We start from the raw sequence: 14,404 nt of genomic DNA, 5'->3' as shown, positions 1-14,404 counted from the left end.
ACATACCATGAATGGTGTGAAAGAGAAAATATCAACTGTGCAGAAGTAAAATCTACCGAGAGGTCAATGAGTAGAATTTAGTTTTTCATTTTTGACTTTTTTATTTTCTAACAAAAAAGATGGATTTTTTATCGAAAAATATGGTAAAGTGACAGTACTCATAAAGTTTCAGGAGAAAATCAAAAGAATTACAGGGATATGACAAGAAATGAATGCAAAGGATCGGTTCAAAAAAGTCAAGGAGGGTGTATGAAAAGAGATTTGGATTATCTTCGTCTGCTGGCAAAAAGCTTTCCCAGTGCGGATGCGGCGGCAGCGGAGATTATCAATTTACGGGCAATTTGCGGTCTTCCCAAGGGGACGGAATATTTTTTTTCAGACCTTCACGGGGAGAGTGAAGCCTTCATTTTCCTGATGCGTTCCGCTTCAGGAGTTATTCGTTCAAAGATATCCGATGTTTTTTCCCATTATCTTGGAGAAGAGGAACAGCTGAACTTAGCCAATCTCATCTATTATCCCAGAGAAACTTTTCAGGATAAGAGCAATACCTATCTGGAGGATAAGGAGTGGCAGAAGATTACCATTCATCGTCTGGTGGCACTATGTCTTAAGATTGCTTCCAAATATACCCGTTCCAAGGTCCGAAAAAAGCTTCCGAAGGAATTTGCCTATGCCATTGACGAGCTTTTGCATGATGAGGAAGAAGACACCAAGCTTTATCATAAAGAGATTCTACAGGGGATTTTAGATGTAGAGAGAGGACAGGCTTTTATAATTGCTCTTTGTGAGTTGATTCAAAGTCTTAGTATAGACAGCCTGCATATTATCGGAGACATTTTTGATAGAGGTCCTCATGCTGATCAGATTATGGAGGAGCTGATGTGCTTCCACGATGTGGATATTCAGTGGGGAAATCATGATGTGGATTGGATGGGGGCTTTTTGCGGAAATCCTGCCTGCATTGCCAACGTTTTACGAATAGCTACTTCTTATAACAGCTTTGATGTTTTGGAGGACGGTTATGGAATCAATCTTCGTCCCCTGTCCATGTTTGCCCAGGAAGTTTATGGTAATGACCCTTGTACATGCTTTACTCCTCATTTATGGGATAAAAATATTGCGGATTCCGTAGAGCCTGAGCTGGCCGCGAAAATGTGCAAAACCATCAGCGTGATGATGTGGAAGTTGGAGGGACAGCTGATACGCAGGCATCCTGAGTATGGTCTGGAGCATAGGATGCTTCTTCATAAGATTAACCTGGAAAAGGGGGAGGTGGAGGTAGATGGAAAGATCTATCCTATGAAAGATTGCAATTTTCCCACAGTGGATTGGAAAGACCCTTATGCCTTATCGGAAAAAGAACAGGAGCTTATGGATACTCTGACCTACAGCTTCACCCATTCCAAAGTATTAAAGAAGCATATTGATTTTTTCTTTACTCATGGTTCCATGTATAAAATCATCAATCATAATATATTGTATCATGGCTGCATTCTCATGACGGAGGATGGAGACTTTCTTCCCCTTAGCACCAGAGATGGAGCAGTTTCCGGAAAGCGTTTAATGGATTACTGTGAGCAAAAGTGCATTGAAGCTTATTTTATGAACGAAGAATTGGATCCTAACGGGAAGCTCTATGCTACAGATTTCTTCTGGTATCTTTGGTGCGGTCCCAAATCTCCCCTGTTTGGGAAGGATAAGATGACCACCTTTGAGCATTGTTTTATTGAGGATCCGGAAAGTCATAAAGAAAGCTTCAATTCCTATTACAAATGGATAGAAAAAGAAAGCTATGTGGACAAGATTATTCAGGAGTTTGATGAGGATCCGGAGCTTTCCCATATTGTAAATGGTCATGTGCCGGTAAAGAGCAAGAAGGGGGAAAGCCCCATTAAAGCTTCCGGAAAGCTTTTCATCATTGATGGGGGTATTTCCAAAGCTTATCATTCCAAGACGGGAATTGCAGGCTACACCCTGATTTATGATTCCAAGCATTTGTCTTTGGCGAAGCATAAGGATTTCCATAAGGGAGAGGAGAATACGCCGGAGATTCAGATGGTGGAAAGGATGAAAACCAGAATCCGAATCGGAGAAACGGATAAGGGTATAGAGCTTCGCAGGCAAATGACGGATCTTTTGGATTTGTTGGAAGCCTATCAAAATGGTGAAATTAAAGAGAACTAGAGATGAAGGGGAATTTAAGTAAACAATAGGAATACCCTATCTTTAGTAAAAAATAATCATAGATTTTTCACATTATTCTATAGACAAGGATAGGACTCTGCCCTATAATGCACAAAGCTTGAAAAAAGGAAGGGAGTGCCTTTCCTTTTTCTATTTTTTAAAAGCGTTAGAGAGAGGAGGGGAAATGAAGGAGTTAGAGAAGACAGAAGTAACAACAAAAACAGAATTGGTGGGGAACATCGAGAAGACGGAAACCATTGAGAAAACAGAAAAGCTGGTAAAGACCAGTAAGGAAGAGAAGATAGAAACAATCGAGAAGATTAAAACTACAGAGAAAAAGACTGCAATGTTAAACCTTACGGAAGGAGATCCCTTAACCTTAATTCTTCGTTTCGCCTTTCCTATGTTGCTGGGAACCTTATTCCAGCAGTTTTACGGTATGATGGATACCATTATCGTCGGAAAGATGATTGGACTGAAGGCTCTTGCAGGGGTAGGTTCTACAGGAGCCATTAACTTTATGATTAACGGTTTTGTCATCGGAACCTGCTCCGGCTTTGCGATTCCCGTGGCACAAAAATTCGGTGCGGGACAGTTTGAAAAGCTCAGAAAATACGTAGGAAACATCCTGTATTTAACCGTGATTTTTTCAATTGTAATGACTGTTGTAATCGGTGTTTTGACAAAACCGATTCTTCAGTGGATGAATACGCCGGAAGAAACCTTTTCCTATGCCTATCTTTATATTTTTATAGTGTTTTTGGGGATTCCGACGACCTTTCTTTACAATATTACAAGCTCCGTAGTTCGTTCTCTGGGAGATTCCAAAACACCGGTGTATTTCCTGATTCTTGCGGCACTATTGAATATTATTCTGGACTATGTGAGTATTCGCTTTTTGGGATTTGGGGTGGATGGACCGGCTTATGCCACGGTAATTTCTCAGTTTGTTTCCGGACTGTTATGCTTAATATACATGATTAAGCGTTTCCCGATTATTCACCTGAAGAAGGAAGATATAAAGCCGGAAAGACATTACTATAAAAGACTGCTTTTGATGGGAGTTCCTATGGGACTGCAGTACAGTATCACTGCCATCGGTTCCGTGATCTTACAGACAGCGGTAAACGGTCTTGGTTCTCAGGCGATGGCGGCCATTACCGCAGGACAAAGAATCAGTAATTTCTGCTGTTGTGTCTTTGACTCTTTGGGAGTAACCATGGCAACCTTCGCAGGGCAAAATGTTGGGGCCAGAAAGCTTTCACGAATTAAAAAGGGGGTTTGGGAAGCTACCAAGGTGGGAAGTATCTATGCAGTGCTGATTTGCGCAGTACTTTTCTTCTTCGGAGATGAAATCCCCAAGATTTTTATTAATGCCAGTGAGGTACAAGTGATTAAGATGGCTAAGGAATTCCTTTTGGGCAATGCCTTTTTCTATATTCCTTTGGCGGTGTTAAACGTTTGGCGTTTTTCTGTCCAGGGAATGGGCTTCTCAGGCTTTGCCATGCTGGCCGGGGTAAGCGAAATGATAGCAAGAATTATTGTGGCATTTATTTTTATTCCTTTACTAGGTTATATGGCGGCTTGTTATGCTTCTCCTCTGGCATGGATTTTTGCGGATGCCTTTTTGATTCCGGCATTTTTCAAATGTATGAAGCGACTAAAGAGATTCCCGGCATAAGCTGCTTCGGCTAATACTTTCAAAGGATGTTTTTAAAGTAAGTCTTGACGTAAGGCGTTTAAAACTTTTCCTCACAGGAATTATCCCCAAAGCCTCCGCATTCTCCCCGAAGCTTTTTCTGACAAAGATCACAGGACATCTTTTCCGGAATGAGGTGCTGATAAGGCTTCGTGGCAAAGGGGTTCAGAGAAGAGTAGAATTCCGTTTTGCCCTGACAAAGAAGTTCCTTGTCCTTCGTATATAAGGCGTAACTTATAGTGGAAGACAGTTCCTCTATAAGCTCATAAAAAATATGGAGAGTATAGTCATTTTCCTCGATACGAAAGGAGATGACGAGAGGAAAGGAGATGTCCTCCTTTGAAAAATGGATATGGCAGGGCTCTTCCTTGAGTCCTGCTTTGTTTAAAGCGGCATTGACAACTAGACTTATTGAAGTGCTTAGCATGAAAGCCTCCTTTTTCGTAAGCTTTAACTGAAAATTATGAGAAGCATTGCTGCAAAAATCCTGTAGCCTGCGCTAATCATTATTTTTACCAACAATATCATACCATAGCTTTAAGGAAAAACGAATTTGTGCCTAGGATAAAAATTGATTCCTGTATACTGGAAAATGAATTAAAACAAGTTTTGCTCCTGATAATTTTCTTGCCAAAAAGAATAGGATTTGTTATAGTAGGAGTCGCGTCTTTTAAAGGCGACTTTTATCCTGCCTAAGTTTAGGCAAATGATCACTCTATATGGAAAACCGGCGGTGTCACTGATGAATCCGGTACGCACAAAGCATATAGAGGAAGTATAACCAAGGAGGTAGAAAAATGAGTGCAATTGGAATGAAGCAACTTTTAGAAGCAGGTGTACATTTTGGACACCAGACCAGAAGATGGAACCCTAAGATGGCTCCATATATCTACACCGAGAGAAACGGTATTCACATCATCGACTTACAGAAGACTGTAAAGCTTGTAGATGATTCTTACAACGCATTGTCTCAGATCGTTGCTAACGGTGGAACCATTCTTTTCGTTGGAACAAAGAAGCAGGCTCAGGATGCTGTTAAGGCTGAAGCACTTCGTTGCGGAGAGTTCTATGTAAATGAGCGTTGGCTTGGCGGAATGCTTACCAACTTCAAGACCATCCGTTCCCGTATCCAGAGATTAAAGGACATTGAGAAGATGGCTGAAGACGGAACCTTTGATGTATTGCCAAAGAAGGAAGTTACTCTTTTGAAGAAGGAGTGGGCTAAGCTTGAGGCTAACCTTGGCGGAATCAAGGATATGAAGTCTATTCCCGATGCAATCTTCGTAATCGATCCCAAGAAAGAGAAGATTTGCGTACAGGAGGCTCATTCTCTTGGAATTACTCTTTTCGGAATTGCAGATACCAATGCAGATCCTGAAGAGTTGGATTACATCATCCCGGGTAACGACGATGCTATCCGTGCAATCAAGTTAATCGTTGCTAAGATGGCTGATGCCGTTATCGAGGCTAAGCAGGGTGATATGACCGAGGAAGAAGCAGCTCTAGCAAGCAGTGAAGAAGATTTTACACAAGAGGCATAAGATAAATCAGGTCCCTTTTGCTCTTTGAGTAGAAGGGACTATTTCCCTAATGTTATCGTTTAAAAGGAGGAAAGAAAATGGCAGAGATTACCGCAGCACTGGTGAAGGAATTAAGAGAGATTACCGGAGCAGGAATGATGGCTTGTAAGAAGGCTCTTACAGAGACAGCCGGAGATATGGATAAGGCTGTTGAGTACTTGAGAGAGCAGGGTCTTGCAGGAGCAGAGAAGAAGGCAGGAAGAATTGCGGCAGAGGGTGTTTCCTTCACAAAGATTTCCGATGACGGAAAGACCGGCGTTGTAGTAGAAGTAAACGCTGAGACCGACTTCGTTGCTAAGAATGAAAAGTTCCAGAACTTCGTAAAGGAAGTAGCAGATCAGGCATTAAAGACATCTGCAACGGATATCGACAGCTTCTTACAGGAGAAGTGGGACTTGGATCCTTCCAAGACCGTTTCCGAGCAGCTTTCCGCTACCATTTCCGTAATTGGGGAAAACATGAACATCCGTCGTTTTACCAAGATTACCGAGGAAAACGGTTTCGTTCAGGATTATATTCACTCCGGCGGAAGAATCGGTGTTCTTTTACAGGTTAAGTCCACTGTGGTAAATGATGCAATCAAGGATATGGCTAAGAACCTTGCTATGCAGATTGCCGCATTAAATCCAAAGTACATCACTCGTGCAGAAGTTGACCAGGAATACTTAAAGAATGAGAAGGAAATCCTTTTGGCTGCAGCTAAGAATGAGAAGCCAAATGCTCCTGAGAAGGTTCTTCTTGGTATGGTTGAGGGAAGATTAAACAAGGAATTACAGGAAGTATGTCTTGTAGACCAGGTTTATGTTCGTGCTGAGGACGGAAAGCAGAAGGTTGGACAGTACCTTGAGAGCGTTGCTAAGGCTCAGAATGCAGAAATTTCCCTTGTTCGTTTCGTTCGTTACGAGACAGGAGAGGGACTTGAGAAGAAGAATGAAGATTTTGCTGCAGAAGTAGCTGCACAGATTAAATAATAAAGAAATCCCTCTTGCTGTTTTGCGAGAGGGATTTTTTTACCGTTTTTTTAACGAGTAGGCTTGGGAAGCGTGAGATTTCTCATTCTTAAAGAGTATCGTCAATGTAGTGTGCAATATCTCAATCTTAAAGAGTATCGCCGATGCAGTGTGCAATATCTCAATCTTAAAGAGTATTGCCGGTGTAGTATGCGCTATCTTGTTGAAATCATCAGAAAGGCTTAAAGAAAATGAACTGCATAGAGATTTTGGAAAAATTGGTGGCTAGGGAAAGTACGAATCCGGGAGTTTTGGAAGAAGGGGTAGCCGAGGATATTTTGGCTCTTCTTAAGGATGCGGTATTGGAGCTATCCGGTACTGTGGAAAAGGTGGAGGTAGAAGCTCACCGCCCCATACTTCGGGTTTTACTTCCGGGAGAAACGAAGGAATGCTTCAGTTTTATCTGCCATATGGATACGGTACCTATCGGCCTGCATTGGGAGAAAAATCCTTTCGGAGAGTGGGAGGGAAGCCGACTGTACGGTAGAGGCTCCTGTGATATGAAAGGTGGAACCGCTGCGGCAATCTCTGCATTTTTACAAATCTTAGCTATGGCAAAGAAGGAGAAACAAAAGCCTAAGATTTCCCTCCAGATGGTCTTCACCTGTGATGAAGAGGGGGATATGAAGGGGGTAGAAAAAGCTATTCAAGAAGGATGGCTGGATAAAAATACCTTACTGATGGACACGGAGCCTACTGACGGCACCATACAAACCGCTCATAAGGGTAGATTCTGGTACGAATGGCAGTTTCACGGAAAGGCGGCTCATGCCAGTGAGCCTGAAACCGGAATTGATGCCATTCTCTCTATGGCTATGGCGATTCCGGAGGCGAAAAAAGGAGTGGCTGCTTTAGAAAAAGATAGCTTTTTGGGAGATTCCAAAATTTGCTTCGGACAATGTAGCGGAGGAATTCACCCCTATCAGGTTCCTGCAGAAGCCAAGGTATCTGTGGATATGCGTTTGGTTCCCCCCTATACTGCTGAAACAGGAAAAGAAATTTTGGAGAAAGCGGTGGAAAAGGTACAAAAAATTTACCCCGGTCTTCAATCTACCATTTTAATTACAGGAAATCGACCGGCCATACCCCATTATGAAGAAAGCCTGCTTTTGGCAAAATGTAAAAAAGCCATTGAAGCAGCCGGATACCAAAAAGCCAAGGTCTGCCCTTTCCCGGGCTATACCGATACCGCAGTGGTTGCCGGAAAATGCGATAATCATACCACCCTTTCCTACGGCCCCGGCTCACTAGACATGGCTCACCAAAGAGATGAATATGTGGAGAAAGATGATGTGCTCCGGTGCGAGAAGGTTTATTTTGAACTTCTAAGAGATTTTTATATGAATGGTATTTAATTCATTTAGATGCTTTATAGTCCATGGTATAAGAGCATAAGCTCTGTGTAGGGGAGATTTATTCTAATTCTAAGGGCTTGAAAAGATAAATCCCAAAATTTTTGACAGTGTGGATACCGGAGTGTTGATTAAGACAAGCGGTTGATCCACACTGTTTTGCTTATTCTATTATGAAATTAATGTGATTATTCCGGGGAACAGCTTTTCATGATACTGTCTATGGTCCGGGGCAATCTGAGCCCGCGGGTACTTGCGGAAAGCGAGGGAACCGCAGCTTTTCGCTTAGTACCCCTGCGAAGGCGAGGTTAGCGAGAGCGTGCCCCGGTCAGAGACAGTATCATTGAAAAGCGTAAACCTTCCCCGCCCAGAGACAGTATCATTGAAAAGCGTAATCGTACTATAGAATATTCAAATAAACACTAATAATCTATTTAAAATCAAAATATAACTTCTCTTTTTAATATGGTATACTAATGCCTGTTTGCAGCGCGATATATGGCAAACGGGAGTGTAAAAATTACTAGTTGAAAAGGAGCATTATGAAGAGAAAGCTTGCATTAACCACATTGTCCTTACTGGCATTAGCTGTTCTTGCCTCTTGCGGACAGAAGACAAAGGAAAGTTCTGTAGCGGCAACCAGTGCTAAGGCGGAGGAGTCCTCCGCTGAGACCGAGAAGGCTACAGAGAAAGCCAACGAGACTAAGGCTGAAGGAAAGTTGGCTATCGTGGCAACTTCCGAAGATTACAAGAAGTTATTTGATGAGTTTACAAAGGACACCGGCATTGAGACCGAACTCCTTTCCATGTCCTCCGGAGAGGTTCTCAGTAAGTTAAAGGCTGAGGGAGGCACACCTACCGCTGATCTTTGGTTTGGCGGCGGAATTGATGCTTTCATGAGCGCTAAGGATAGTGACTTACTGGAGAAGATTGATTTAGACGCTGCAAATGATTTTGCTTCCGGCTATGTTGATCCTGATCACTATTGGTACACCAAGGGCGTTACCGTTGTAGGCTTTATTGTGAATGATGAGATGCTGAAGACTAAGAATGCGGAAGCACCTAAGAGCTGGGACGATTTACTTAACTCCGCATACAAGGATGAGATTTTGATGTCCAATCCTGCAGTATCCGGAACCAACTACGGTGTTGTAAATGCTCTTTTACAGAAGAAGGGTGAAGAAGAGGGATGGAAGTACTTTACCGCATTAAATGATAATGTAAAGTATTACTCCAAGCGTGGAGGAGACCCAAGAGAGAAGACCGCTCAGGGAGAGGTTGCTATCGGAATCACCCCGATGGATAAGAAGACAGAGAAACTTGCTACAGAGCAGGGATGTTCTTTGGTTTATCCTGAAGATGGAATTCCTTATGTACCGGAGGGCGTTGCCGTATTTAAGGGCGCTGCCAATGCAGAGGCTGCAAAGCAGTTCTTAAACTGGTTATACAACAGTGAGGATCACTTAAAGGAATTGGCTGAAATTGACGGAAAGAACACCATTAAGGTTGTTTTACCAAAGCTGTCCAATGTTGACTTATCTTTCGATACCGGTCTATTAATGAAGGAAGACTTATCCTTATTCGGTTCTCAGAGAGACAGTATTCTCAGTAAGTGGGAGACTTTAGCAGGTTCTAAGAACGAGGCTTAAGATGAAGTCGTTCTTTTCCCTAAAATCAATAGAGGAAAATGCAGGAAAGAGAGTGGAGCATTCCACTCTTTTTTCTGCTGTATTTTTTTCGCTCTCTATTATTTTTTTGACTTTTCCCATTTTTCTTTTTATTGTATATCCGATTTTTCTGCTTTTTTGGAAAGCCTTTCAGGTGGAGAATCCGGGACAATTATTTCAGGAAATCAGTCTGCGATATAAAACTGCATTTTTCCATAGTATGGAAAGCTCCTTTTACTCGGCGTTGATTTCTACCGGCTTGGCTTTTTTTCTTTCCTATGGCATTCGTTCTACCGGAAAATGGCAGAAAAGAATTGCTTTACTCCTTTTATCCATGAGTATGGTTTCTCCGCCCTTTATTTCTTCCCTGTCCTTTATTACCTTGTATGGCAGAAGAGGACTGATTACCTATCGTTTACTGGGATTATCCTTTGATCCCTACCATAAATGGGGGGTAATTCTTATGCAAAGCATTCACTTTGCCTGTATGAATACCCTGTTTTTTACCAATGCCTTAGAGGATTTTGACGGAAAGCTCTATGACAGCGGACGGGACTTGGGGGCAAATGCTTTCTTCGTGCTAAAGGATATTTTACTTCCTTTGTTGTCTCCGGCTATTTTGGCTTCCTTCTTTTTAAGCTTTTTAAGAGGGCTATCCGATTTCGGAACCCCGATTATTATTGGAGGAAGATACAGTACGCTGGCAACGGAGATTTATCTGCAAATTATCGGTTTTTCCGACTTTTCTAAAGCTGCAGCCATGAATATTCTGCTTTTGTTTCCTGCTTTTTTCAGTTTTCTTCTTTATCGGATGTCCATGAAAAAAGCGGATGATCGAAATAAGGAACAGAAAGGAAAAACCGGATTAAGACTGGATAGCAAGCATTGGATGAATCTTCCGATTCAATTCCTTTTGTTTTTCTTTTTGCTGTTCCAGGCACTGCAATATGCCTCCATATTCCTCTATGGATTTCTGCGGTTTAACAAAAAGCAAATCTTTTTTACTTGGGAAAATATGGGCAGTCTTTTTCAGTATAATCTTTCCACCATGGGATTAAGCTTGCTGTTGGCTTTTACCGCCTCCGTATTAGGCAGTTTTTTCGCTTTTCTTTTGACTTACTTTATGGAAAGAAAGATGAAAAGAGGCAAAAAACTTTTGGACTTTGCGCTTTCTTTACCTTATTTGCTTCCCGGAACTTGCTTCGGTCTTGCTTATATCCTGGCTTTTAATAAGGCGCCCTTGAAGCTTACCGGAACCGTATGGATTATGCTGTTCTCTCTGCTTTTTAGGCAAATGCCCTTAGGCAGTAGGCTGGCCGGTACTGCCTTAAGTCAGAGTCCTAAGAATTTGGAGCTTGCAGCAAGAGATTTGGGGGCAAAGCCTTCCATGGTATTTTTTCAAATTATTTTGCCGGGGATTTTGCCCAGCTTTTTCTCTTCTGTGTATTTACAGTTTAGCCAGGGCTTAACCACTGCGGGAGCCATCATTTTCCTAATCAGTGCAAAGTACAAGGTTTTGGTTTATACCTTGTTCGATGCCATTAACCGGGGGGACTATGCTGTGGCTTCCTTGATATCGGGAATCATGATACTACTATCTTTAGCCTTTTCGCTTTTACTGGGAAGGGTTAAAAGTCTTGTAAGCAGAAGGGGAGTAGGGAAGTAATATGCAAAGAGAGTTATACAGGAGCAACGGAATGCAGGGAGACTTTCAGGAGTACCCTCAGGGAAAGCTAAATCATCCGCGTCCAAGCAATACTTTAGCTACTTTGGAGGGAATATCCTTTCGCTATGATCCGAAGGAGGATTTGGTTTTAGAAGATTTTTCTTTATCAATAGAAGCGGGAGAGATTTTTTGTCTCCTGGGTGAATCGGGCTGCGGAAAAACGACTTGTTTACAGCTTCTGGGAGGCTTCCTCTTTCCGGAAAAGGGAAAGATTTTGATAGAGGGAAAGGATTATAGCTCCTTTCCCCCGGAAAAACGACCTGTATCCACGGTTTTTCAGTCCTATGCTCTTTTTCCTCATATGACGGTTTTGGAAAATGTTTGTTATGGCCTAAAATGGAAGGGCTTTCATAAGAAAGAACAACGGGATAGGGCGGAAAAATACCTGGATATGATGAAATTATGGTCCTTTCGAGATAGAATGGTGACGGAGCTTAGCGGCGGACAGCAGCAAAGGGTGGCTTTGGCCAGATCCTTGGCGGTGGAACCAAAGCTTTTGTTAATGGATGAGCCCTTAAGCAATTTGGATGCAGGGCTTCGAAAGGATATTCGGGAAGAGCTGGCGGATGTACAGCGTAAAATCGGACTTTCCATGCTATTTGTGACTCATGACCAGGAAGAGGCCATGGAACTGGGGCACAGAATCGGCATTATGGAAAAAGGCAAGATTTTACAAATCGGTAGCGGCGAAGAGCTGTATTTGCATCCGAAAAATGATTATATTCGACGCTTTTTCGGAGAGTATTTCGTGCTTTTTCTGGAAGGGAAAAAACATTTTCTTCGTCCGGAGGATTTTGGAATTTCCTCGGAAAAGGCCCGAGTAGAGCCTTTATCGGGAAGACAGGAGGGAAGAAGAGAACTTCGAAAAGAAGGGAGAGTACTTTTCGAGGTGTTTTTAGCAACATATCGCTTGTATAGGGTAAGTCTTGCCGGAGAAGAAGTTCATATTAAGCTGCAGGCCAATGCTCCTTTCCGGGAGGGAGAGGAAGTTTGGGTATTTTTCTATGAGAAGGAGGAAGAACAATGATTTACTTGGATAATGCGGCAACCAGCCAAAAGAAGCCGAAGGAGGTTTTGGAGGCTGTTCTTCATGCCATGGAAAGTATGGGAAATGCGGGGCGTTCTACCCATGAGGCGGCTCACAGCTCTACAAAGACGGTTTTTGACACAAGAGTTTTACTGACGGAGTTCTTTCATGGAAAGAATCCCAGTCATTGTATCTTTACGAAAAATTCAACGGAAAGCTTGAATATGGCAATTCTGGGCAGTTTAAAGCCGGGAGATCATGTGATTACCACGGTGATGGAGCATAATTCCGTTCTTCGTCCTCTTTATGCCATGGAAAGGCAGGGGGTAGAGCTGTCCTTTTGTGCTTTGGATGAGCATGGGATTCTGGATTATGCTTCTTTAGAAAAGTTATGGAAGAAAAATACCAAAGCCATCGTTCACACCCATGCCTCCAACCTGACAGGGGATCTGGTGGATTTGGAAAAAATCTCCACCTTTGTGAAAGAAAAGTCTCTGCTTTGGATTGTGGATGCTTCTCAAACTGCCGGAGTTTATGATATTGATATGGAAAAGCTGGGTATAGACATCCTCTGCTTTACAGGCCATAAATCCTTATTGGGGCCTCAGGGCACCGGAGGAATGCTGATTAAGGAAGGAATTTCTTTACGCTCATTATCTTATGGGGGAACCGGGGTGGAAACCTATAATGAAGATATGCCTTTAGAGTATCCAAATCATTTGGAGGCAGGAACCTTAAATGCCCATGGCATTGCAGGACTTCATGAGGGGGTGGCCTATATTCAAAGAGAAGGTATTACAACTATCCGAGAGAAAGAGCTTAGCCTAATGGAGCAGTTTAAAAAGGGAATTGAGTCCCTTCCCGGGGTAAAGCTCTACGGAAATTTCCAGGAAAAGAAACGCTGCCCTATTGTCAGCATGAATCTCTATGCCTACGATTCCGCCATGGTCAGTGATGAACTCTTTACCCGCTTCAATATTGCCACCAGAGCAGGAGGGCATTGTGCGCCCCTTATGCATAAGGCGTTAAATAATGTGGAGCAGGGCTGTGTCCGCTTCAGCTTTTCTCATTTTAATACAGAGGAGGAAGTGGCAAAGGCGGTGGAGGCCATTCGGATTCTTTCGGAGGAAGGCTAGAGCATTTATATTAATTTGCAATATAAATGTTGCTTTTATAATAATTTCTTATTAGACTTTTTCTCCTGAATTTTTTATAGTTTAGGAGAATCATTATTGAAAGGAGAAGCAAAATGGATAAAAATTTAGATTGTAAAGGCTTGGCTTGTCCTCTTCCCGTGGTGGAAGCAAAGAAGGCTATGGAAGAAATGCAGGAAGGAATTCTTACCGTATTGGTAGATAATGAGACCGCTGTACAGAATTTACAGAGGCTGGGACAGAAATTCCAGTACGCGGTAGCCTCCCAAAAGCTTTCAGAGAAAGAATTTGAAGTTCGTATTGAAGTGAAGAAGCAGGATGGTGTATCCAAGGAGAAAGAAGCTACTTGTACCGTGGTATTTTCTTCCAATAAGATGGGAGAGGGTGCAGAGGAGCTTGGACATACTTTGATTAAGTCCTTTGTTTTCGCTTTAAGCAATGTGGATCCTTTGCCAACTGCAATGGTTTTCTACAACAGCGGAGCTTATTTAACTTCACAGGATTCTCCGGTACTTTCCGACTTAAAAACTCTGGAGAAAGCCGGTGTGAAGATTATGACCTGCGGGCTTTGTGCAGACTACTATAAAATCAAGGAGAAGTTGGCTGTGGGAATCATTTCCAACATGTATGAGATTGTGGAAACAGAGATGCAGTCCGATAAGATAATCAAACCATAATGAGAGAGAAAACTTTACAATGCATTTTAAGCTTTCATAATACGGTGGATGCCCTGCAGATGGAGAAGCTGGGAAAGGAGAAGGATTTATCGGGAAGACTGATTCCCCTTCCTTCCGTGATTTCTGCAGGCTGCGGACTTGCCTGGAGTACGGCTTTGGAAAACAAGGAAAGCACTTTGGCGGCTTGTAAGGAAGCCGGTCTTGAACCCAGTGCCGTGCATGAAATTCTTTTTTAAAAGCTTCCGAATTTAGCTTTGTCACTTTTGAGTTTTCTATAGGAATTTTCTATAGAAATTTATTGTGATTCCCTATGAATCCCTTCGAAATT

12 protein-coding genes are annotated in these 14,404 nt (G+C 42.5%); 11 read left to right on the top strand and 1 reads right to left on the bottom strand.

Annotated elements, in window-relative coordinates:
* Positions 1-249: 249 nt before the first annotated feature.
* A complete protein-coding gene (locus tag HNQ46_RS07200; RefSeq protein ID WP_183684085.1) occupies positions 250-2,184 on the top strand; it encodes a fructose-1,6-bisphosphatase in 1,935 nt (644 codons plus the stop codon).
* A 346-nt stretch (positions 2,185-2,530) separates the two neighbouring features.
* Positions 2,531-3,865 carry an MATE family efflux transporter gene (locus HNQ46_RS07195; RefSeq protein ID WP_243155878.1) on the top strand — a complete coding sequence of 445 codons (1,335 nt, stop codon included), beginning with the start codon at positions 2,531-2,533 and terminating at the stop codon, positions 3,863-3,865.
* 58 nt (positions 3,866-3,923) lie between these two features.
* Here the strand turns inward: HNQ46_RS07195 and HNQ46_RS07190 are convergent, their stop codons facing one another.
* A complete protein-coding gene (locus HNQ46_RS07190; protein ID WP_183684083.1) occupies positions 3,924-4,310 on the bottom strand; it encodes a hypothetical protein in 387 nt (128 codons plus the stop codon).
* 370 nt (positions 4,311-4,680) lie between these two features.
* Between HNQ46_RS07190 and rpsB the strand changes: the two genes are divergently transcribed.
* The 9 genes from rpsB to HNQ46_RS07145 all read left to right on the top strand — a co-directional run bounded on the left by rpsB (position 4,681) and on the right by HNQ46_RS07145 (position 14,312).
* On the top strand, positions 4,681-5,424 hold the full coding sequence (gene rpsB / locus HNQ46_RS07185) for a 30S ribosomal protein S2 (RefSeq protein ID WP_007156023.1): 744 nt from the start codon (positions 4,681-4,683) through the stop codon (positions 5,422-5,424).
* A gap of 77 nt (positions 5,425-5,501) precedes the next feature.
* A complete protein-coding gene (tsf, locus tag HNQ46_RS07180) occupies positions 5,502-6,434 on the top strand; it encodes a translation elongation factor Ts (RefSeq protein ID WP_183684082.1) in 933 nt (310 codons plus the stop codon).
* Positions 6,435-6,664: 230 nt separating this feature from the next.
* Positions 6,665-7,828 carry a M20 family metallopeptidase gene (locus HNQ46_RS07175; protein ID WP_183684081.1) on the top strand — a complete coding sequence of 388 codons (1,164 nt, stop codon included), beginning with the start codon at positions 6,665-6,667 and terminating at the stop codon, positions 7,826-7,828.
* A 539-nt stretch (positions 7,829-8,367) separates the two neighbouring features.
* Complete coding sequence (locus tag HNQ46_RS07170; protein WP_183684080.1) at positions 8,368-9,474, top strand: ABC transporter substrate-binding protein; 1,107 nt, start codon at positions 8,368-8,370, stop codon at positions 9,472-9,474.
* Positions 9,475-9,646: 172 nt separating this feature from the next.
* Positions 9,647-11,158 (top strand): ABC transporter permease, encoded by a 1,512-nt coding sequence (locus HNQ46_RS07165; RefSeq protein ID WP_330604559.1) that lies wholly within the window; start codon positions 9,647-9,649, stop codon positions 11,156-11,158.
* A gap of 1 nt (position 11,159) precedes the next feature.
* Positions 11,160-12,245, top strand: a complete 1,086-nt coding sequence (locus HNQ46_RS07160; protein ID WP_183684078.1) for an ABC transporter ATP-binding protein — start codon at positions 11,160-11,162, stop codon at positions 12,243-12,245.
* The gene (locus HNQ46_RS07155) at positions 12,242-13,381 is read left to right on the top strand and encodes an aminotransferase class V-fold PLP-dependent enzyme (protein WP_183684077.1); all 1,140 of its coding nucleotides are present in this window, start codon (positions 12,242-12,244) and stop codon (positions 13,379-13,381) included. Before HNQ46_RS07160 ends, HNQ46_RS07155 begins: the two co-directional genes overlap by 4 nt.
* A gap of 113 nt (positions 13,382-13,494) precedes the next feature.
* Complete coding sequence (gene yedF / locus HNQ46_RS07150; RefSeq protein ID WP_183684076.1) at positions 13,495-14,076, top strand: sulfurtransferase-like selenium metabolism protein YedF; 582 nt, start codon at positions 13,495-13,497, stop codon at positions 14,074-14,076.
* Entirely contained in the window at positions 14,076-14,312 is a 237-nt protein-coding gene (locus HNQ46_RS07145; RefSeq protein ID WP_007156031.1) for a DUF3343 domain-containing protein, read from the top strand. The genes yedF and HNQ46_RS07145 overlap by 1 nt, the downstream gene beginning before the upstream one ends.
* Positions 14,313-14,404 lie beyond the last annotated feature (92 nt).

Source organism: Oribacterium sinus (assembly GCF_014202695.1).
In the GTDB taxonomy this organism is placed as follows: Bacteria; Bacillota; Clostridia; order Lachnospirales; family Lachnospiraceae; genus Oribacterium; species Oribacterium sinus.
The sequence above is the reverse complement of the archived record's forward strand: the minus strand, read 5'-3'. Positions and strand labels throughout refer to the sequence as shown.

Coding starts and splice junctions, on each gene's coding strand:
- rpsB (WP_007156023.1), top strand. CDS start 4,681: ATGAGTGCAATTGGAATGAAGCAACTTTTAGAAGCAGGTGTACATTTT.
- HNQ46_RS07195 (WP_243155878.1), top strand. CDS start 2,531: ATGTTAAACCTTACGGAAGGAGATCCCTTAACCTTAATTCTTCGTTTC.
- HNQ46_RS07145 (WP_007156031.1), top strand. CDS start 14,076: ATGAGAGAGAAAACTTTACAATGCATTTTAAGCTTTCATAATACGGTG.
- HNQ46_RS07190 (WP_183684083.1), bottom strand. CDS start 4,310: ATGCTAAGCACTTCAATAAGTCTAGTTGTCAATGCCGCTTTAAACAAA.
- HNQ46_RS07160 (WP_183684078.1), top strand. CDS start 11,160: ATGCAAAGAGAGTTATACAGGAGCAACGGAATGCAGGGAGACTTTCAG.
- yedF (WP_183684076.1), top strand. CDS start 13,495: ATGGATAAAAATTTAGATTGTAAAGGCTTGGCTTGTCCTCTTCCCGTG.
- HNQ46_RS07170 (WP_183684080.1), top strand. CDS start 8,368: ATGAAGAGAAAGCTTGCATTAACCACATTGTCCTTACTGGCATTAGCT.
- tsf (WP_183684082.1), top strand. CDS start 5,502: ATGGCAGAGATTACCGCAGCACTGGTGAAGGAATTAAGAGAGATTACC.
- HNQ46_RS07175 (WP_183684081.1), top strand. CDS start 6,665: ATGAACTGCATAGAGATTTTGGAAAAATTGGTGGCTAGGGAAAGTACG.
- HNQ46_RS07155 (WP_183684077.1), top strand. CDS start 12,242: ATGATTTACTTGGATAATGCGGCAACCAGCCAAAAGAAGCCGAAGGAG.
- HNQ46_RS07200 (WP_183684085.1), top strand. CDS start 250: ATGAAAAGAGATTTGGATTATCTTCGTCTGCTGGCAAAAAGCTTTCCC.